Origin of the sequence: Streptomyces sp. NPDC006259, assembly GCF_042870975.1 — a bacterium.
Taxonomy (GTDB): domain Bacteria; phylum Actinomycetota; class Actinomycetes; order Streptomycetales; family Streptomycetaceae; genus Streptomyces.
In genome coordinates this window covers 180596-199112 of the sequence record NZ_JBIAHY010000013.1, presented here as the reverse complement: position 1 = coordinate 199112, position 18517 = coordinate 180596, and the positions used below count along the sequence as shown (strand labels likewise).

Here is an 18517-nt window from a genome sequence, read left to right as displayed (position 1 = left end):
TGGGTGGGGGGGCCCCGGGGGGGGGGGTTGGGGGGGGGGGGGGGTGGGGGTGTGGGGGGGGGGGGGGGGGGGGGGTGGGGGGGGGGGGGGGGGGGGGGGGGCGGGGGGGGGGGGGGGGCCCCCCCCCGCCCCGGCGCACCCCCCCCCCCCCCCCCCGACTCGGTTGGTCGAGACGGGCCGTCGCGGGGCTGTGCCCCGGACCCCGTGCTTTCCCGCCCGCCCGCCCGACTCGGTTGGTTGAGAGGGGCCGTCGCGGGGCTGTGCCCCGGGCCCCGTCCTTTCCCACCCGCCCGCCCGACTCGGTCGGTCGAGACCGGCCGTCGCGGGGCTCCCGCCCCGGACCCCGGCGGGGACTTCGTCCCCTGCACCCCTCTCGGGGCTTCGCCCCGCACCCCAGCCCCCCCCAGGGCCCCACCCCCTCAGAGCGGAGCCCCCACACCACCCCCCGCCCCCTGCTCCACCCACCCATCCCATCCACCCAGGAGCAACCCACCCATGACCCGTCATCTCTTCACCTCCGAATCCGTCACCGAGGGGCATCCCGACAAGATCGCCGATCGGATCAGTGATGCCGTCCTCGACGCTCATCTCGCGCAGGATCCGTACGCGCGGGTCGCCGTGGAGACCCTGATCACCACGGGGCAGGTGCATCTCGCGGGGGAGGTTTCCTCCACGGCCTGTTTCGATGTGGCCTCGCTCGTGCGGCGGGAGATCCTGGACATCGGGTACGACCACTCCGTCAAGGGGTTCGACGGGGCCACCTGTGGTGTCTCCGTGTCCCTGGGGCAGCAGTCGCCGGACATCGCGCGGGGTGTGGACGCCGACGACGCCGTCGGCGATCCGCTGGACGCGCAGGGGGCCGGGGACCAGGGGCTGATGTTCGGGTACGCCTGCCGGGACACCCCGGAGCTGATGCCGCTGCCGGTGTCGCTCGCGCACCGGCTCGCGCGGCGGCTGACGGCCGTGCGCAAGGACGGCACCGTCCCCTATCTGCGGCCCGACGGGAAGACGCAGGTCACCGTCGAGTACCAGGGGAGCCGGCCGGTCCGGCTGGACACGGTCGTCGTGTCCGCGCAGCACGCCGCCGACGTCGACCTGGACACCTTCCTCGCCCCGGACGTCCGGATGCACGTCATCGAGCCCGAGTTGGCGGCCCTGCGCGAGAGCGGCGTCGACCTCGTCACCGATGACTTCCGGGTCCTGATCAACCCGACCGGCCGGTTCGAGATCGGCGGTCCGACCGGGGACGCCGGCCTGACCGGGCGGAAGATCATCGTCGACACCTACGGGGGGATGGCCCGGCACGGTGGCGGTGCCTTCTCCGGCAAGGACCCGTCGAAGGTGGACCGTTCGGCGGCGTACGCGATGCGCTGGGTCGCGAAGAACGTCGTCGCCTCCGGCCTCGCCGACCGCTGCGAACTCCAGGTCGCCTACGCGATCGGCAAGGCCGAGCCGGTCGGCCTGTTCGTCGAGACGTTCGGCACCGCCCGGGTGGCCGTCGACCGCATCAAGGACGCCGTCACCGAGGTCTTCGACCTGCGTCCGGCGGCCATCATCCGCGACCTCGACCTGCTGCGCCCGATCTACGCGCAGACCGCCGCCTACGGCCACTTCGGGCGCGAGCTGCCCGACTTCACGTGGGAGCGCACCGACCGCGCCGACAAGCTCCGCGCGGCCGCGGGCCTGGGCTGAGAGGGGAGCCGGCCGTGTACACCGACCCGCCCGCGCTGCCGTTGCCCGGGGGGCTTCCCGCGCCCCGCTTCGAGGTCGTCTCCGGCGATCCCGACATGACCGAACTCGCCGCCCTGACCCTCGTGCTGTACGCCTTCACCCAGTCCCGTCCCGAGTCGACGGAGGCCACCCGTTCGGTGGCCGAGTGGTGGCGTCGGCGTCCGGGCGAGTACGGGACCGCGGGTTCCTGGCGGGACCGCGGATGACGGCTTCCCCCCGCTGTCACACGGTGAGCCCGCCGCCGTCCGGATACGTCCCGGAAGGCGGCGGGCTCCCCGCATGGGGCCGGGCCGCGTCACGGCAGGAGGCCGTAGGCCGCGCCCAGGCCGACCACGACCGTCGCCGCCAGGGCGTGGCAGGTGTAGGTGACCCGTCCGGCCACCGGCCACCAGCCCCGGCGCCAGGCCACCACCGTGCAGATCAGGAGCAGCGCGGTGGCGGCTGCCGCGGCGGCGACCAGGTGGGGGATCAGGGTCAGCAGCGGCGAGTCGCCCACCAGGACGGTCCGGTTGAGGGCGTTGCCGTCGCCGGTGAGCCGGACGAAGCACACCGTGGCCGTGGCGAGGATGGCGCCGGTGAGCCAGGCCAGCGTCCAGGCGAGCCGGCCACCGGGCGCCTTGGCCTTGCGGCGTCGTACGTACGCCACCAGCGGGAGGAGCAGGAGGGCCGCGCCGAGGACCGCGAGGCCGGCCAGCAGGGCCTGCTGGTGCAGGGCCGGCGACTGGTACCAGGGCAGCTTCTCGAAGACCTGCGTCGGGTCGGAGGCCAGGGCCAGCCGGTCGTCGCGGAAGGCGATCCGGTCCTGTCCGGCGCGCTCCTGGAAGACGCCCGGTGCGACCTGCACCCAGTGCTGCTCGCCGACGCGCGGGTCGCGGGCCAGCCCGGTCGTGGTCAGGGAGCCGTCCTCGCCGGCGGTGACGTGCACGGAGGTGGTGAGGGCCGCGACCCGGGTCAGGTCGGAGGTGCTGGTGCGGGTGGTGCGGTAGTAGCCGGAGTAGGGCGAGGAGGCCGCCTCGCCCTGCTGGGTGAGCCGGGCGGTGGCGCCGGCCGAGGGCCTGCCCGCGGGCTCGCCCCGGTCGGCCGTGGCGGAGGGGGTGGCAGCGGCGCCCTTGCCGCCGTCACCGAGCCGGTCGGCCACCCGGTTGACCAGTTCCTGGCCGGCGTAGGAGGCGCTGCCGTCGACGCCGTCACCGTTGTAGACGACGTACACGCCGACCCCGGAGGCGGGGAGCAGCGCCAGGTTGCCGTGGAAGCCGGGCAGGTCGCCGTCCTTCACCCACATGCGCTCTCCGGCCCGCAGGCGCTCCTCCAGCAGGTAGCCGATGCCGGGCAGCCGGGGGTCGTTGGCGAACTGGCGGTGCAGCATGGCGCGGGTGGAGGCGCGGGTGAGGACGGGGCCGCCGTCGTCGAGCAGGGCGCTCATCAGGCGGCCCATGTCGGCGGCGGTGGTGACGGCGCCGGCGCCGGTCGGCGTCCAGGCGCCGTACTGGCCGTCCTCGGCGCGCTGCCGGCCGCCGTCGGGCCGGTAGCCGAGGGCGAGGGCGTCGGTGGTGCGGGCGTCGGGCCGCGCGAAGGTGGTGCGGGTCATGCCGAGAGGGCTGAGGACGGCTCGGTCGACGTAGGTGGCGAAGGGGGTCCCGGTGACCCGTTCGACCAGGTAACCGGCGAGTGCGACACCGTAGTTGTCGTAGCTCGCCACCTCGCCGGGCGGCCGTACCCGCTTCGGCTGGTGCTTGTCGAGGCTCTCGCCGAGGGCGCCGGCCGGCTCGGGGGAGGTGCCGCCGCGGCCGAGGATGCTGGTGTCGAACCCGGCGGTGTGCGTGAGGAGATGACGTACCGTCACCGGGTGACCCGGGTAGCTGTCCTTGATCTTGAAGGCGGTCAGGTACCGGTTGACGTCGGCGTCCAGGTTCAGCTTGCCCTTCTCCACCTGCTGGAGCACGGCGACCGCCGTGAACAGCTTGGCCTCGGAGGCCATGAAGTAGCCGGTGCGCCGCGGGTCGCTGCGCACCTTGCGCTCCACGTCGGCCAGGCCGTATCCCTTGGTCAGCGTCTGCCCGTCGCGATCCACGACGACGACGGAGGCGCCGGGGATGCGGTAGTCGGCCAGCTGCCTGGGCACCAGGTCGTCCAGCAGCGCGGACAGGCTCCCGCCCTGCCGTGCCGACGCCGTACCGGCGCCGGCGCCGGGGCCCGAACGGCCGTCCGCGGCGGCCGGGTTCACCACGCACAGGACGGCGGTCGCCACGACCGCCACCAGGATGAGGATTCGCTCTCGGCTCGTCATGCCTTCCATTCCACCCGCCGCCGCCGTCGCGCCCCATGGCCCTGTGTGGTGTCCGGGGGGTACCCAGGTACACCCCCAGAGAGGGGACAATGGTCCCGTGATCGGCGGCACGTGGCGCACCAGGATGTAACACGTACGGCGGCAACGAGCCGCCAGATCTCAGGAGTTGTGGCATGAACATCGCCAAGGACGCGCGTACCGCAGTCGCCGGGCTTCCGCTGGCCGGACTGGCCGTCGTCGAGGTCTTCTTCTTCTCCCTGCTGGTCACGGCGGTCTCCCTGCTCGGGGCGGGCATCGGCCTCTTCCTCATCCCGGCGGCCGCGGTCGCCGCCCGAGGCACGGTCAACGTCACCCGTCGGCTGGCCGGCGCCCGCCTGGAGGGCGGCATTCCCGAGCCCTACCTGCCGGAGCCGCCCCGCGAGGGCGGTCTCAAGAGCTGGTGGGCCCGCACCCAGTGGATCCTCACCGACCCGGCGACCTGGCGGGACCTGGCCTGGATGCTGGTCAACCCGGTCGTGGGGATCGCCCTGGTCCTGCTGCCGCTGACCCTGATCGCGTTCGGCGTCTTCGGTCTGCTCATGCCCATGCTGTGGGAGGACATCAGCGGCAACGGCGGCAACAACTGGTACTGGTTCGTCAAGGTGACCGACAGCCGGAGCGCGCTGTACGCCCTCGGCCTGGGCATCCCGACCCTGCTGATCGGCCTGGTCTCGGCGCCCGCCCTGATGCGTGCCCACGCCCAGCTCGCCCGCACCCTCCTCGCCCCCACCGAGACCTCCCGCAAGGTCCTGCACCTCACCCGCACCCGCTCCGAGGTCGTCAGCAGCTCCGCCGCGGAACTGCGCCGCATCGAGCGTGACCTGCACGACGGCGCCCAGGCCCGCATCGTCGCCCTCGGCATGAACCTCGGCGTCGCCGAGCAGCTCCTCGCCAAGGACCCGGAGGCGGTCCGCGCGATCCTCGCCGACACCCGCAAGGCCTCCGCCAGCGCCCTGACCGAGCTGCGCGACCTGATCCGCGGCATCCACCCGCCGGTCCTGGCCGACCGCGGTCTCGCCGACGCCGTCCGCGCCCTCGCCCTGGACAGCCCGCTCGACGTCTCCGTCACCGCCGACCTGCCCGGCCGCGCCGACGCCCCCGTCGAGTCCGCCCTCTACTTCGCCGTCTCCGAGACCCTCACCAACGCCGCCAAGCACGCCTCCCCGACCCACGTCGCCGTCGACCTCTGGTACGCCGACGGCCGGATCCGCGCCCAGGTCAGCGACGACGGCCAGGGCGGAGCCGACCCCTCGCGCGGCACCGGCCTGCGCGGCATCGAGCGCCGCCTCGCCGCCTTCGACGGAGTGCTGGCGGTCCACAGCCCGGTGGGCGGACCCACCACCCTGACCCTGGAGATCCCTTGCGCGTTGTCCTAGCCGAAGACCTCTTCCTCCTGCGTGACGGCCTGGTGAGGCTGCTGGAGGCGTACGACTTCGAGATCGTGGCCGCCGTCGACAACGGGCCCAGCCTCTTACGGGCCCTCGTCGACGAGCGGCCCGACGTCGCGGTCGTCGACGTACGCCTCCCGCCCAGCTTCACCGACGAGGGCCTCCAGGCCGCCCTCCAGGCCCGCAGGCAGGTCCCGGGCCTGCCGGTGCTGGTCCTCTCCCAGTACGTCGAGCAGCTCTACGCGCGTGAGCTGCTCGCCGACGGCAGCGGAGGCATCGGCTACCTCCTCAAGGACCGTGTCTTCGACCCCGACCAGTTCGTGGAGTCCGTCCGCCGGGTCGCCGCCGGCGGCACCGCGATGGACCCCGACGTCGTCGCCAAGTTGTTCGCCAAGGACAGCAACGGCCCCACCGGCTCCCTCGCCCGCCTCACCCCGCGCGAGCGGGAGGTCCTGGCGCTGATGGCCGAGGGCCGCTCCAACGCCTCGATCGCCGGGGCCCTCGTGATCACCGAGCGGTCCGTCATCAAGCACACCTCGAACATCTTCGCCAAACTCGACCTGCCGGTCTCCGACGACGCCAACCGGCGGGTCCTGGCGGTTCTGGCGTTTTTGAAGTGAGCCCGTGCGAGGCCCGTGCGGGTGTTTCTGAAGTGAGCCCGGCGCGAGGCCCGCGCGGGCGTTTCTGAGGTGAGCCCGGCGCGATGCCCGCGCGAGCGCCTTGCGGCCGGTCGTCAGCGAGAGGGAAAGCGCAGGTGCGGGTGGGCAGCCAGGTCGATGCCGTAGCGGGCGTACACCGCGGTGGTGTTCTGGCTCGTCAGCGCCGCGCGGTCCAGGCCGAGGCGCTCGGCCGTCGCCCATACCGCCTCCGCGTCGTCGCCCTCGATCTCCAGGTACGGCGGAATCAGCGGCCAGGAGTCGATCTCCAGCCGGACTCCGTCCAGCAGCCATGAGGAGCGCCGGTTCTCCTGGTACGCCTTCGCGGTGAAGCCCAGGCTGCCGAGGAGGGCGTCGGCGGTGTCGAAGTCGCCCACGGTCGTCTCGGTCTCCCGCGTGCCGTCCACGGCGTCGGAGGTGATCTCCTTGACGCACAGGGTCACCTCGCTGCCGGTGTCGCGCAGCCGGATCCAGCGGTGGGGATCGCCGGGTGCGATGTCGTACACGTACCGGCGCATCACGCGGTCCGCCACGTGAGTTCCTCCGGCGGCGGCGATGCGCCGCGCCATCTCGGCCGGGTCGATGTCCAGAGCCTTGGTCTCGTACTCGGTCTGTGCCGTCATGCCTCTGCCTCCGCCTCTGTGTTCGGTCCAGCGCGCGCAGCCCGTCGTCGATGACGATGACGATGACGATGACGACGATGACGACGACGGCCGCCGGGCCCGCGGCCGCTCCGGTCGTCCTCAAGTTACCGTCGTGTCGGGCGACTTGCGCAGCGCCCGACCTGTCGGTAGCACCGCCGCCGTCACCGCGACCAGTGCGCAGGCCCCCGTCGTCCACCCGAGCGGCGCCCAGGGCACGACCACCGTCACCGGCGCCGACAGCAGGCCCAGCGCGCCCGCCATGCCGGCCAGATCGACGACCGTCACCGCCAGCCCCAGTACCGCGCCCACCGCCACCACGGTCAGCGCCTCGGCGGCGGCCCACCGCAGGACCTGCCCGCCGGTCGCCCCGGCCAGCCGCAGCGCCGCCAGGTCCCGGCCGCGCTCGGCGGCGCCCATGACGAGGGTGTTGGCGAGGGCGATGCCGGTGTAGAGGAGCGCGATGCCCAGGACGAGCAGCGTGCCGAGCCGGGTCGTACGCCCGGTGGCGGGGTGACTCGCCCCCACCCACTCCTGCCTGGACCAGACCCGTACCCCGTCGACCGCCCGCAGCCCGGACGCGACCGCCGCCGGATCGGCCCCCGCGCGCACCCGCACGTCGACCCGGTCGAGGTCCGCCCCGCCCGCGTTCGCGGCGGTGACGTAGGCACCGTTGTCGCCGGTCCCGGTGGCCAGCACGGCGGCGACGCGCAGCGTCCTCGGTGTCCCGTCCCCGAGCCACACCCGCACCGACCGCCCCACCCGGTGCTCGGCCCACTCCTGGTTCACGATGATCGACCCGTCGTCCAGGTCCGCCGCCCGGCCGGCCACGACCGGCAGCCGTACGGTCCCCGCGAGCGCCTCCGGTGCCACCGCCCGCGCCGGCGAACGGACCAGCGCCACCCCGTCCTCCAAGGCGTACACGGCGGTCGCGGCGGACGGGTACGCCACCGCGCCCGGCACCCGCCGCAGCTCCTCCAGCGCGCCCTCGGCGACGTCCGTCACCACGAAGTCGGCCGCCGTCCGCTGCCGCACCTCCGCCGCCCCGGCCTCGTCCAGTGTGGCCGTCGCGCCGAGCAGGGAGCCCGCGAGCGCCACCGTCACCAGCACCGGCGCCGCGACGGCCGCGGTGCGCCGGACCCCGGCGACGGCGTGCGCCCGCACCAGCAGACCCGTCGTGCCCGGCAGCCGGGGCACCAACGGCCGTACGAGAAGGGGCGCGAGGAGCGCCGTCGCCGTGATCAGCAGCATCGGCCGCACGATGTACGTCTTGCGGTGCAGCAGCTCGCCCGGATCGGTGACCAGGGCGTACGCGAGGGTCGCGGCGGCCGTGAGGAGGAGGGCCGCCCCGCACACCAGGCGCCCCCACGGCGGCGTCCGCCCGTCCACCGCCGCCTCGCGCAGCGCGCGCGTGGGCGCGGTCCGCCCGGCCCGCCAGGACGCGACGCCCGCACCGGCCAGGGCCATCCCGGCCTGCCCGTCCTCGTCCTCAGCCAGTACGTCCAGCGCGCCTACGCCGCCGAGCTCCTCGACTCCGGCGACGGCACCGGAGTCGGCTACCTCCTCAAGGACCGCGTCGGCCAGGTCGAGCAGTTCGTCGACGCGCTCACCGAGGTCGCCTCGGGCGGCACGGTCGTCGACCCGGAGGTCGTACGCCAGTTGCTGCGCCGCCGCCGCGACCCGCTGGCCCGGCTCACCCCGCGCGAACGGGAGGTCCTGGCGCTGGTCGCGGAGGGCAGGTCCAACGGCGCGATAGCGCGGGCCCTGGTCGTCTCCGAGGCGGCCGTCGGCAAGCACATCGGCGGCATCCTCACCAAGCTGGACCTGCCCCCGGCGGACGACACCCACCGCAGGGTGCTGGCGGTCCTGGCCTACCTCAGGAGTTGAGGGGCTTGGCGAAGCAGAGGCTGGCCTCGTGGCAGCGGTAGTAGCCGAACCTGGTGCACGGCTCGTAGCCGCTGGAGGTGTACAGCGCGATGGCCTCCGGCTGCTCGGTGCCGGTCTCCAGCACCATGCGGATCCGGCCGGCCGCGCGGGCGTCCTCCTCCAGGAGGGCGAGCATCCGCCGGGCCAGCCCGCGCCCCCGCGCCTCCTTGACCACGAACATCCGCTTGAGTTCGGCGTCCCCGTCCTGGTTGCCCTCGCCGTTCTCGTCCTGGCTGCGCCAACCGCCGGTGGCGACCGGCCGGTCCAGCTCGTCATAGGCGATGAGGTACACGCCGCGCGGCGGATCGAAGTCCGCGGGCGCCAGTACGGTGGCGTCACCGCCGTCGCCGTAGCGCTCGTGGTACTCGGCCTGGACCTCGTCGTTCAGCTTGACGGCGTCGGGGTGGTCGAAGGGGACCCGGCGTATATTCATGCGGCTCACGGTACATCCATGCATCGGTAGGCGTCGGTGGAAAATCTGGACCCGGTCCAGTGTGCCGGTATCGTGCCCGGGTGCTGACCGTGACCAGTGTGAACGTGAATGGGCTGCGGGCCGCCGCGAAGAAGGGCTTCGTGGAGTGGCTCGCCGACACCTCCGCCGATGTGCTGTGCCTCCAGGAGGTGCGCGCCGAACCCCACCAACTCCCGGAGACGGTCCGCGCGCCCGAGGGCTGGCACGTCACCCACGCCCCCGCCGCCGCCAAGGGCCGCGCCGGCGTCTCCCTCTACACCCGCCGCGAACCGGACGCCGTCCGCATCGGCTTCGGGTCCACCGAGTTCGACACCAGCGGCCGCTACGTCGAGGCCGACCTGCCGGGTGTGACGGTCGCCTCCCTCTACCTCCCGTCCGGCGAGGTCGGCACCGACCGCCAGGACGAGAAGGTCCGCTTCATGGGCGAGTTCGCGGCCTACCTCAAGGGCCTGCGCGAACGCGCCGCCGCCGACGGCCGTGAGGTCCTGGTCTGCGGCGACTGGAACATCGCCCACCAGCAGGCCGACCTGAGGAACTGGCGCTCCAACACCAGGAACTCCGGTTTCCTCCCCGAGGAACGCGACTGGCTGACCCAGGTCCTCGCCCCCGAGGCGGGCGGCTACGTCGACGTCGTGCGGGGGCTGCACCCGGACGTGGAGGGCCCGTACACGTGGTGGTCGTACCGGGGGCGGGCGTTCGACAACGACTCGGGGTGGAGGATCGACCTGGCGGTGGCCACCCCCGGGCTCGCGGCGCGGGCCGTGAAGGCGGTCGTGGAACGGGCTGCCAGCCACGGGGAGCGATGGTCGGACCACGCGCCCGTCACGGTGACGTTCGCGATGTGACGAACGCGACGTGACGGACGCCGTTCGCGATGTCACGACGGGCGTGCGGGCGCGGGCGCCGAAGGCGCGCGGGCCCGGGACGGTGACGCTCCGGGCGCCGCGATCCGTCACCGCGGTCACCGCGGTCACCGCGGTCACCGCGGTCGCTTCGGTCACTGTCGTCGTTGTCGTCGCTGCCGTCGTCGTCCCGCTCTCGTGGCCGGCGTCCTACGGGTGCTTCCGCAACCGCCGGTCCAGCGCCAGGGAGAGTTCCGCCTCCACCACGCTGCGCGCCAGCGGGCGCAGGCGGGGCAGGGCCTCCTCGCCCGCGTGACGGAGGATCACGGCGGTGAAGAGTTCGGCGAGGGCGTCGGCGTGGTCGCGGACGCGGGCGCCCGCGGTGAGGACCTCGGCCAGCGGGATCCCCTCGCGGACCAGGGCGGCGGAGACGTCCAGCAGGCGGCGGCTGATGTGGACGATCTCGTCGCCGTCGGTGCCCAGGTAGCCGAGGTCGAGGGCGGCGGCGAGGTTGTCCGGGGTGACCTGGCCCTCGAAGCGGGCGGCGAGTTCCTCCGGGGTGAGGCGGACCGGCTCCTCCTCGGTGGGGCCGCCGACGCCGAGCAGGTCGGCGACGTCGCGGCCGTGGTCGAGGGCGTCGGCGAGTTCGGCGATGCCGGTCAGGGTGTGGCCGCGTTCCAGCAGCGCCGCGATCGTGCGCAGGCGGGCCAGGTGGTGGTCGTCGTACCAGGCGATACGGCCCTGGCGCCGGGGCGGCGCGAGCAGTTTGCGTTCGCGGTAGAAGCGCAGGGTGCGCACCGTGATGCCGGCCTCCCTGGCCAGCTCCTCCGTCCGGTACTCCCGCTTGTCGGTCACCCGGGAAGCCTATGTCGTACCGACGGTAACTTTCCCTCCCCCGGCCCCTACCCATCAGTACGGGGCTGCTCTACGCTCCGATTGCGCCAGTGTTCACTGGCAGGGTCGCGGAAGCGCGGAGTCATGACATGGGTGTCGCAGTGTCGCGAGGCGAGGAGGCGTCGGGATGACGGAACACGAGCATGTGCGGGTGGCGGTGATCGGGTCCGGGTTCGGCGGCCTGGGGGCCGCGGTCCGGCTGCGCCGGGAGGGGATCACCGACTTCGTCGTCCTGGAGCGGGCGAGCGGCGTCGGCGGCACCTGGCGGGACAACAGCTACCCGGGGTGCGCCTGTGACGTGCCGTCCCACCTGTACTCCTTCTCCTTCGCGCCCAACCCCGACTGGCCGCGCGCCTTCTCCGGACAGGAGCACATCCGCGCCTATCTGGAGCACGTCGCGGACGTCCACCGGCTGCGCCCGCACATCCGCTTCGACTCCGAGGTCGAACGGATGACCTGGAACCCGGAGCGGCTGCGCTGGGACATCGAGACGGCCGGGGGCTCGCTCTCGGCCGATGTCGTCGTCTCCGCGACCGGGCCGCTGTCCGACCCGAAGATCCCCGAGATTCCCGGTCTGGACTCCTTCCCCGGCAAGGTCTTCCACTCCGCGCGCTGGGACCACGACTACGACCTCACCGGCAAGCGCGTCGCGATGGTCGGCACGGGCGCCTCGGCCATCCAGATCGTGCCCGCCATCCAGCCCGAGGTCGGCCGCCTCACCCTCTTCCAGCGCACCCCGCCGTGGGTGATGCCCCGCATGGACCGGGCCATCAGCGGGGCCGAGCGCTGGCTGCACAGGCGGCTGCCCATCACCGCACAGGCCCGCCGCGGACTCCTGTGGGGCATCCGCGAACTCCAGGTGCAGGCCTTCACCAAGCGCCCGAACGAACTCGGCTTCGTCGAGCGGCTCGCCAAGAAGAACATGGCCCGCGCCGTGAAGGACCCGGCCCTGCGCGCCAAACTCACCCCGGACTACCGCATCGGCTGCAAGCGGATCCTGCTGTCCAGCGAGTACTACCCGGCGCTCACCCGCCCGAACGTGGACGTGGTGGCGAGCGGCCTGCGGGAGATCCGCGGGAACACCCTGGTCGCCGCCGACGGCAGCGAGGCGGAGGCCGACGCGATCGTCTTCGGCACCGGCTTCCGCGTCACGGACATGCCGATCGCCGAGCGGGTCGTCGGCGCCGACGGGCGGACCCTCGCGGAGAGCTGGAAGGACGGCATGGAGTCCCTCCGCGGCGCCTCCGCGGCCGGATTCCCCAACTGGATGACGATCATCGGCCCCAACACCGGCCTCGGGAACTCCTCCATGATCCTCATGATCGAGTCCCAGCTGAACTACCTGGCCGACTACCTCCGTCAGCTGGACGCCCTCGGCGGCCGGGCGGCCCTGGACGCTCGCCCGAGCGCCGTGCACGCCTGGAACCGGCGCGTGCAGGACCGTATGAGGCGCACGGTGTGGAACACCGGCGGCTGCACCAGCTGGTACCTGGACGCCGGCGGCCGCAACACCACCATCTGGCCGGGCACCACGAGCGAGTTCCGCCGCGCGACCCGGCGGGTGGACCTCGCCGAGTACGAGGTCCTGCGCGCCCCGGACGCCCAGGAGAGCGCGGACCGCACCGAGCTGCCGGAGGTGACCGCGTGACGACCACCGTCGCCCTCGGCCCGTACGTCCCGCCCACGCCCGCCCGCGTCCTGACCGCCCGCTCCGCCGACGGCACCGAACTGCACGTCGAGGTGCACGGCCCGGACTCCGCCCCGACGGTCGTCCTCGCGCACGGCTGGACCTGCTCGACCGCGTTCTGGGCGGCGCAGATCCGCGCCCTGTCCACCGACCACCGGGTCATCGCCTACGACCAGCGCGGTCACGGCCGTACCCCGGCCAGCCCCGCGTGCAGCGTCGACATGCTCGCCGACGACCTGGAGGCCGTGCTCACCGCGACCCTCGCGCCGGGCGAGCGGGCCGTGATCGCCGGGCACTCCATGGGCGGCATGACCATCATGGCCGCGTCCGCCCGTCCCGTGTTCCGCGCCCACGCGGCGGCCGTCCTGCTGTGCAGCACGGGCAGTTCGCGGCTGGTCGCCGAGTCCACCGTCGTACCGATCCGGCCCGGCCGGCTGCGCACCTGGCTGACCGGGCACATCCTCGGCTCGCGCGCGCCCCTCGGCCCGGTCACGCCGCTCGCCCGCCGGATCCTCAAGTACGCCACGATGGGCGCCGGTTCGGCCCCGCACATGGTGGAGGTGTGCGCCCGGATCGTGCACGCCTGCCCGCGCCGGGTCCGGCACGCCTGGTCGAACGTCCTCGACCTGCTCGATCTCGACCACGCGGTACGGGAGTTGCGGGTGCCGACGGCGGTGATCGTGGGCTCGGCGGACCGGATGACGCCGCCCGTGCACGCCCGCCGGCTCGCCGAGGCGCTGCCGGTCTGCGTCGGCCTCACGGAGCTGCCCGGCCTCGGCCACATGATCCCGGTGGAGGCGCCCGAGCCGGTCACCGGCGCGATCCGGGACCTCGTCACCACCCACATAGCCAAGAAGGAGGGCGCATGACCAAGGTGAGCCTCGAAGGACAGGTCGCGGTCGTCACCGGCGCCGCGCGGGGCGTCGGTGAACTCCTCGCGCGCAAGCTCTCCGCGCGCGGGGCGAGCGTGGCGCTGGTCGGCCTGGAGCCGGACGCGCTCAAGCGGGTCGCGGAACGGCTGCACGGCGACGCCGACCACTGGTATGCCGACGTCACCGACCACGTGGCCATGGCCCGCGTCGCCCAGGAGGTGAAGGAGCGCTTCGGCAAGGTGGACCTCGTGGTCGCCAACGCGGGTGTCGCCACCGGCGGTCCGTTCGTCGACTCCGACCCGGACGCCTGGCGCCGGGTCATCGAGGTCAACCTCATCGGCTCGGCCGTCACCGCCCGCGCCTTCCTGCCGGCGCTGACGGAGAGCCGCGGCTACCTCCTCCAGATCGCCTCCCTCGCGGCGATCACCCCGGCCCCGATGATGACGGCGTACTGCGCGTCCAAGTCGGGCGTGGAGGCGTACGCGCACTGCCTGCGCGCCGAGGTCGGCCACAAGGGCGTCCGGGTGGGCGTCGGTTACCTCTCCTGGACCGACACCGACATGGTGCGCGGCGCCGACCAGGAGGACGTGATGCGGGAGTTGCGGCAGCGGCTGCCCTGGCCGTCCAACAAGACGTACCCGCTGGGCCCGGCCGTGGACCGGATCGTCGCGGGGATCGAGCGGCGCTCCTCGCACGTGTACGGACAGTGGTGGCTGCGGGGGATGCAGGGGATCCGCGGACACCTGCCGGGGCTCATCGGAACGGTCGGGCAACGGGAGATGAAGCGGTTCGAGCCCCGGCTGCGGGGCATGCGGACGGGCCTGGTCGGGGCGGGGGGCGCGGCCGACGAACAGGCGCGCGCTACGCAGCGTAGTTGATCGAAATGCGCGGAATGTTCTGCCGTGTGAATCTGGTCGAGGCCCGACCAAGGGCCATCCCCCTCACCCTCATTCGGGAGTGAACCCACATGGGTATGAAGGACAAGTTCCAGGACCAGGCCGAGCAGTGGCAGGACAAGGCCAAGCAGAAGATGGACGAGACGAGGGAACAGGCCAAGGAGCGCGGCCGGCAGCGTGGTGAGCGTGAGCGCGAGCAGGACCCGCAGCGCACGGTCCGGGACGAGGAGGACCGCTACGACGCGGACTTCGACCCCGAGGCGATGCGGTAACGCTGGCCGCTGGGCTTGAGCGCAGAGGGGTGCCCCCCGTTTCCGGGGGGCACCCCGCGCTCGTTGTGCAAGCGGGGGCGCGTTGTCGGGTGCGGGTGAGTGGGGGCTGGGTGCGCGGTTCCCCGCGCCCCTGTGTGGGCGGGGGTGTGTTGTCTTGTGGGGGTGAGTGGTGGCTGGGTGCGCGGTTCCCCGCGCCCCTGTGTGGGTGGGGGGAGTGGGTGGCTGGTCGCGCAGTTCGCCGCGCCTCTGAGTGGGCGGCGGTGCAGCTCCTCAAGGGGCGCGGGGAACTGCGCGACCAGCCCCCACCGGCCCGCGGTGAGTCACAACCCGTCCCCCCGCGGAGCGAACCGCGGAGCGAGTCGCGGACGGGACCGGTCGGGCACGTCGGCGAGGCTCGGCGGGGACGCCGGCGGCTCCGCCTCCAGCAGGGCCAGCGCCAGCGACACCGCGTCGTCGAGCTGCGCGTGCCGCCCCTCCGCCCAGTCCAGCGGGGTCCGCAGCACCTCCAGGTCGGGGGCGACCCCGTGGTTCTCCACGGACCACCCGTAGCCGTCGAACCAGGCCGCGTTCATCGGCACGGTGATGACCGACCCGTCGCCGAGCCGGTGCCGTCCGGTCATGCCGACGACCCCGCCCCAGGTCCGCTGCCCCACCACCGGCCCGAGTCCCAGCAGCTTGAACGCGGCCGTGATCATGTCGCCGTCGGAGGAGGTCGCCTCGTCGGCGAGGGCGACCACGGGGCCGCGGGGCGCGTTGGAGGCGTACGACACGGGCTGGGCGTCGCGGGTGAGGTCCCAGCCGAGGATGGTGCGGGTCAGCTTCTCCACCACGAGTTCGCTGATGTGCCCGCCCGCGTTGCCGCGGACGTCCACGATCAGCGCGGGCCGGGACACCTCCATCCGCAGGTCGCGGTTGAACTGGGCCCAGCCGGAGCCGCCCATGTCGGGGATGTGCAGATAGCCGCACCGTCCGCCGCTCAACTCCCGCACCACTTCGCGCCGTTTGGCCACCCAGTCCTGGTAGCGCAGCGGCCGTTCGTCCAGGAGGGGGACGACGGCGACCCGCCGGGCCCGCCCGGACCCGCCCTCGGCGGGGGTGAACGTCAGCTCCACCGTCGTACCGCCCGCTCCCGCCAGCAGCGGGTAGGGACCGGTGACCGGGTCCACCGGGCGGCCGTCGACATGGGTGAGCACCGCGCCCTCGCGGATGCCGGTCCCGGCCAGCGGTGAGCGCGCCTTGGAGTCGGAGGAGTCGCCGGGCAGGATCCGCTTGACGGTCCAACGGCCGTCCCGGCACACCAGGTTCGCGCCCAGGAGGCCCTGCCGGCGCTGGTAGTGGGGCGGGCCCTCGTTGCGGCGGGCGGCGGTGACGTAGGCGTGGGAGGTGCCGAGTTCGCCGAGCACCTCCCGCAGCAGGTCCGCGAACTCGTCGGGGGAGGCGACCCGTTCGACCAGGGGCCGGTACTGGTCGAGGACCGCGTCCCAGTCGATGCCGCACATCCCCGGATCCCAGAAGTGGGCGCGGATGAGCCGGCCCGCCTCCGCGTAGGCCTGCCGCCACTCGGCGCCCGGGTCGGCCTCGTGCAGGATGCGGCGCAGGTCGATCCAGACCGTGGAGTCGGCATCCCCGGACTCGGTGGCGGGCACCGCGCGCAGCTCGCCCTCGTCGACGACGACCAGCCGGCTGCCGTCCCCGCTGACCGCGAACCAGTCGAGGTGCTCGACGAGTTCGGACTTCTTCGCCCTGCCGAGGTTGAAGTACTCCAGCGTCGGCCGCCCGCTCATGTCGTCCGGGTTGGCGAAGGTCTCGCCGAGCGCCCCGGAGATCGGCCAGCGCAGCCAGACCAGGCCGCCGCCCGCGACCGGGAACAGCGCCGAGTACTTGGAGGCGGGCACCGGGAACGGCGTCACCCGGCTCGCCAGCCCCTCGACCTCGACGGTGACCGTGCCGTCGCCGCCCTCGTCCTCCACCGGGTCGAGCCCGCCGGCGGCCGGCCGTCCCTCGGGGGTGAGGGCGAAGGGCGACGGGGTCGCGGAGTTCAGCGGCACCAGGTACGGGCGGCAGCCGAGGGGGAAGGAGAGGTCGCCGGTGTGGACGTCGTAGACCGGGTCGAAGCCGCGCCAGGAGAGGAAGGCGAGATAGCGGCCGTCGCGGGTGAAGACCGGGTTCTCGTCCTCGAAGCGCCCGTTCGTGACGTCGACGATCGGCCCGTCGCCCTGGTCGGGGCCGGGGATCCGGGCCATCCTGATCTGCCGCAGCGACCGCCCGATCCCCGGATGCGACCAGGTCAGCCAGGCGCCGTCCGGCGAGAACGCGAGATCGCGCACAGGCCCGTTGACCGACCGGACCAGCTCGACGACCTCACCGCCGGGGCCGCCGGGGCCGCTGGAGCCGCCGGGGCCGCCGGGGCCGCTGGAGCCGCCCTCGCCGTCGGAGCCGCCCTCACTGGCGGAGCCGTCGGAGTTGCTGGAGCTGCTGGAACCGCCCGAGCTGCCGGAGCCGCCCGAGCTGCCGGAGCCGTCCGAACCGCTCGAACCGCCCGATTCCCCAGGGTCCTCCGCCTCGGCCGGTCCGTCCGCCTCCGCCTCCTCCGCGGCCGGCCCGTCTTCCTCCCCCGCCTCCACTGCCTCCGCCGCGTCCGCCACCCCGTCGGACACCGTGACGAGCAGGAGGCGGCCGTCGTGGGAGGCGATCGCCAGCCGTTCTCCCGCCGGGTCGGACACCATCTCCAGGACCCGGCCCAGGCCGCCGGAGGCCAGGCGGCGCGGGGCGCGGTCGCCGCTCGCGCGCGGCAGGTAGGCGATCTCGACGGCGTCCTCGCCCTCCGCGTCCGTCACATAGGCGACCTGCCCGCCCGAGCCGAGCATCTCCGGGAGCCGGACCCGTACCCCGGGTGTGTCGGTGATCGTCCGGGCGGGCCCGTCGCGGTGGGTGAGCCAGTACAGGCTGCCGCGCACGACGACGGCGCTCGCCCGCCCCGTCTCGTCGACCGAGACGCCGTCCACGTGCTGCGCGGCCGGGATCTGGTACGGCCGCCGCCCCGTCCGCGGCCCGCTCAGCCGTACGTCGATCCGGCGGGGCCGGGAGTCCGGGGACAGGTCGTCGACGATCCACAGGTCCCCGGCGCACTGGTACACCACGCGGCTGCCGTCGCTGGCGGCGTTGCGGGCGTAGAAGGCGTCGTGGTCGGTGTGCCGGCGCAGGTCGGAGCCGTCGTGGGCGCAGGAGTAGAGGTTGCCGACGCCTTCGTGGTCGGAGAGGAAGGCGACCCGGCCGCCGACGAGCATGGGGGCGGCGAGGTGGCCCGCGAGGTCGGCGAGCAGCCGTTGTCCGTGCAGCCAGAGCCGGCCCGTGGCGCCGCCCCGGTACCGCTTCCAGGCGGCCGGTTCGTGCGGCGGGGTGCCGGTGAGCAGAAGGGTGCGGCGTTCGCCGTCGAGGTCGGCGCTCTGGAGGTCGGCGACCGGGCCCCAGGGCAGTTTGCGGCCGGGGGAGCCGTCGGGGGAGACCTTGTAGGCCCAGGTGAAGTAGGAGAAGGGTTCGCCGTGGGAGGCGACGGCGAGGATGTCGCCGTCGGGGGTCCAGCCGCAGACGCGGGTGTCGGGGCTGCCCCAGTACGTCAGCCGCCGTCCGGGACCGCCGTCCACGGGGATCAGGTGGATCTCCGGCACGAGGCTGCGCCAGCTGGTGCAGGCGATCCGGCCGCCGTCGGGCGAGAAGCGGGGATGGCCGGTCTTGGTGCGGTCGGCGGTGAGCCGCCAGGCGCGGCCGGGTCCGTCGAGCGGGGCCAGCCAGAGGTCGTCCTCGGCCACGAAGCACAACTGGTCACCGCTGAGGTGGGGCAGGCGCAGGTAGGTCACGTTTCCATGCTTTTCCGGCGCAAGGGGCCGGGCAACTTATGTGGTGGTGACAGACGT

Annotated in this window: 16 protein-coding genes; 10 read left to right on the top strand and 6 right to left on the bottom strand. The window is 73.7% G+C overall.

Annotation, left to right across the window (positions count from 1 at the left end):
- Positions 1-495: 495 nt before the first annotated feature.
- Both metK and ACFYO5_RS37365 read left to right on the top strand, forming a co-directional pair.
- Positions 496-1692: a methionine adenosyltransferase gene (gene metK / locus ACFYO5_RS37370; protein WP_356569941.1), complete on the top strand. Its 1197-nt coding sequence runs from the start codon at positions 496-498 to the stop codon at positions 1690-1692.
- Between the two features lie 14 nt (positions 1693-1706).
- A complete protein-coding gene (locus tag ACFYO5_RS37365) occupies positions 1707-1937 on the top strand; it encodes an acyl-CoA carboxylase subunit epsilon (RefSeq protein ID WP_356569940.1) in 231 nt (76 codons plus the stop codon).
- Between the two features lie 89 nt (positions 1938-2026).
- Here the strand turns inward: ACFYO5_RS37365 and ACFYO5_RS37360 are convergent, their stop codons facing one another.
- Positions 2027-4018: a serine hydrolase domain-containing protein gene (locus ACFYO5_RS37360; RefSeq protein ID WP_388718070.1), complete on the bottom strand. Its 1992-nt coding sequence runs from the start codon at positions 4016-4018 to the stop codon at positions 2027-2029.
- 173 nt (positions 4019-4191) lie between these two features.
- Here ACFYO5_RS37360 and ACFYO5_RS37355 point away from each other — a divergent pair, with 173 nt between their 5' ends.
- Positions 4192-5433, top strand: a complete 1242-nt coding sequence (locus tag ACFYO5_RS37355) for a sensor histidine kinase (protein WP_356569938.1) — start codon at positions 4192-4194, stop codon at positions 5431-5433.
- Positions 5418-6065 (top strand): response regulator transcription factor, encoded by a 648-nt coding sequence (locus ACFYO5_RS37350; RefSeq protein WP_356569937.1) that lies wholly within the window; start codon positions 5418-5420, stop codon positions 6063-6065. Before ACFYO5_RS37355 ends, ACFYO5_RS37350 begins: the two co-directional genes overlap by 16 nt.
- 113 nt (positions 6066-6178) lie before the next feature.
- On the opposite strand, the gene ACFYO5_RS37345 is transcribed toward ACFYO5_RS37350, so the two are convergent.
- Both ACFYO5_RS37345 and ACFYO5_RS37340 read right to left on the bottom strand, forming a co-directional pair.
- Complete coding sequence (locus ACFYO5_RS37345; RefSeq protein ID WP_388718067.1) at positions 6179-6724, bottom strand: class IV adenylate cyclase; 546 nt, start codon at positions 6722-6724, stop codon at positions 6179-6181.
- A 120-nt stretch (positions 6725-6844) separates the two neighbouring features.
- Positions 6845-7993, bottom strand: coding sequence for an ABC transporter permease (locus tag ACFYO5_RS37340; protein ID WP_388718064.1), 1149 nt, complete (start codon positions 7991-7993; stop codon positions 6845-6847).
- A 24-nt stretch (positions 7994-8017) separates the two neighbouring features.
- Here ACFYO5_RS37340 and ACFYO5_RS37335 point away from each other — a divergent pair, with 24 nt between their 5' ends.
- Positions 8018-8629: a LuxR C-terminal-related transcriptional regulator gene (locus ACFYO5_RS37335; RefSeq protein WP_388718061.1), complete on the top strand. Its 612-nt coding sequence runs from the start codon at positions 8018-8020 to the stop codon at positions 8627-8629.
- Here the strand turns inward: ACFYO5_RS37335 and ACFYO5_RS37330 are convergent.
- Complete coding sequence (locus ACFYO5_RS37330) at positions 8619-9101, bottom strand: GNAT family N-acetyltransferase (protein WP_388718059.1); 483 nt, start codon at positions 9099-9101, stop codon at positions 8619-8621. The two genes, ACFYO5_RS37335 and ACFYO5_RS37330, sit on opposite strands and share 11 nt — an antisense overlap.
- 59 nt (positions 9102-9160) lie before the next feature.
- Between ACFYO5_RS37330 and ACFYO5_RS37325 the strand changes: the two genes are divergently transcribed.
- The gene (locus ACFYO5_RS37325) at positions 9161-9985 is read left to right on the top strand and encodes an exodeoxyribonuclease III (RefSeq protein ID WP_356569931.1); all 825 of its coding nucleotides are present in this window, start codon (positions 9161-9163) and stop codon (positions 9983-9985) included.
- A gap of 207 nt (positions 9986-10192) precedes the next feature.
- Here ACFYO5_RS37325 and ACFYO5_RS37320 read toward each other — a convergent pair whose 3' ends face one another.
- On the bottom strand, positions 10193-10837 hold the full coding sequence (locus ACFYO5_RS37320; RefSeq protein ID WP_356569930.1) for a MerR family transcriptional regulator: 645 nt from the start codon (positions 10835-10837) through the stop codon (positions 10193-10195).
- A gap of 166 nt (positions 10838-11003) precedes the next feature.
- On the opposite strand from ACFYO5_RS37320, the gene ACFYO5_RS37315 reads away from it, so the two are divergent.
- From ACFYO5_RS37315 to ACFYO5_RS37300, 4 genes are all read left to right on the top strand, one after another.
- On the top strand, positions 11004-12524 hold the full coding sequence (locus ACFYO5_RS37315) for a flavin-containing monooxygenase (RefSeq protein WP_388718055.1): 1521 nt from the start codon (positions 11004-11006) through the stop codon (positions 12522-12524).
- Entirely contained in the window at positions 12521-13432 is a 912-nt protein-coding gene (locus tag ACFYO5_RS37310; protein ID WP_388718052.1) for an alpha/beta fold hydrolase, read from the top strand. The genes ACFYO5_RS37315 and ACFYO5_RS37310 overlap by 4 nt, the downstream gene beginning before the upstream one ends.
- The gene (locus tag ACFYO5_RS37305) at positions 13429-14313 is read left to right on the top strand and encodes an SDR family oxidoreductase (protein WP_356569927.1); all 885 of its coding nucleotides are present in this window, start codon (positions 13429-13431) and stop codon (positions 14311-14313) included. Before ACFYO5_RS37310 ends, ACFYO5_RS37305 begins: the two co-directional genes overlap by 4 nt.
- An 89-nt stretch (positions 14314-14402) precedes the next feature.
- Positions 14403-14603: a hypothetical protein gene (locus tag ACFYO5_RS37300; protein WP_388718049.1), complete on the top strand. Its 201-nt coding sequence runs from the start codon at positions 14403-14405 to the stop codon at positions 14601-14603.
- A 320-nt stretch (positions 14604-14923) separates the two neighbouring features.
- Here the strand turns inward: ACFYO5_RS37300 and ACFYO5_RS37295 are convergent, their stop codons facing one another.
- Positions 14924-18460 carry a S41 family peptidase gene (locus ACFYO5_RS37295; protein WP_388718047.1) on the bottom strand — a complete coding sequence of 1179 codons (3537 nt, stop codon included), beginning with the start codon at positions 18458-18460 and terminating at the stop codon, positions 14924-14926.
- Between the last annotated feature and the right edge of the window lie 57 nt (positions 18461-18517).

Bases quoted from the DNA above. Each gene is read 5' to 3' on its own strand.
- metK (WP_356569941.1), top strand. From the start codon at position 496: ATGACCCGTCATCTCTTCACCTCCGAATCCGTCACCGAGGGGCATCCC.
- ACFYO5_RS37360 (WP_388718070.1), bottom strand. From the start codon at position 4,018: ATGACGAGCCGAGAGCGAATCCTCATCCTGGTGGCGGTCGTGGCGACC.
- ACFYO5_RS37355 (WP_356569938.1), top strand. From the start codon at position 4,192: ATGAACATCGCCAAGGACGCGCGTACCGCAGTCGCCGGGCTTCCGCTG.
- ACFYO5_RS37345 (WP_388718067.1), bottom strand. From the start codon at position 6,724: ATGACGGCACAGACCGAGTACGAGACCAAGGCTCTGGACATCGACCCG.
- ACFYO5_RS37340 (WP_388718064.1), bottom strand. From the start codon at position 7,993: ATGCTGCTGATCACGGCGACGGCGCTCCTCGCGCCCCTTCTCGTACGG.
- ACFYO5_RS37330 (WP_388718059.1), bottom strand. From the start codon at position 9,101: ATGAATATACGCCGGGTCCCCTTCGACCACCCCGACGCCGTCAAGCTG.
- ACFYO5_RS37315 (WP_388718055.1), top strand. From the start codon at position 11,004: ATGACGGAACACGAGCATGTGCGGGTGGCGGTGATCGGGTCCGGGTTC.
- ACFYO5_RS37305 (WP_356569927.1), top strand. From the start codon at position 13,429: ATGACCAAGGTGAGCCTCGAAGGACAGGTCGCGGTCGTCACCGGCGCC.
- ACFYO5_RS37300 (WP_388718049.1), top strand. From the start codon at position 14,403: ATGGGTATGAAGGACAAGTTCCAGGACCAGGCCGAGCAGTGGCAGGAC.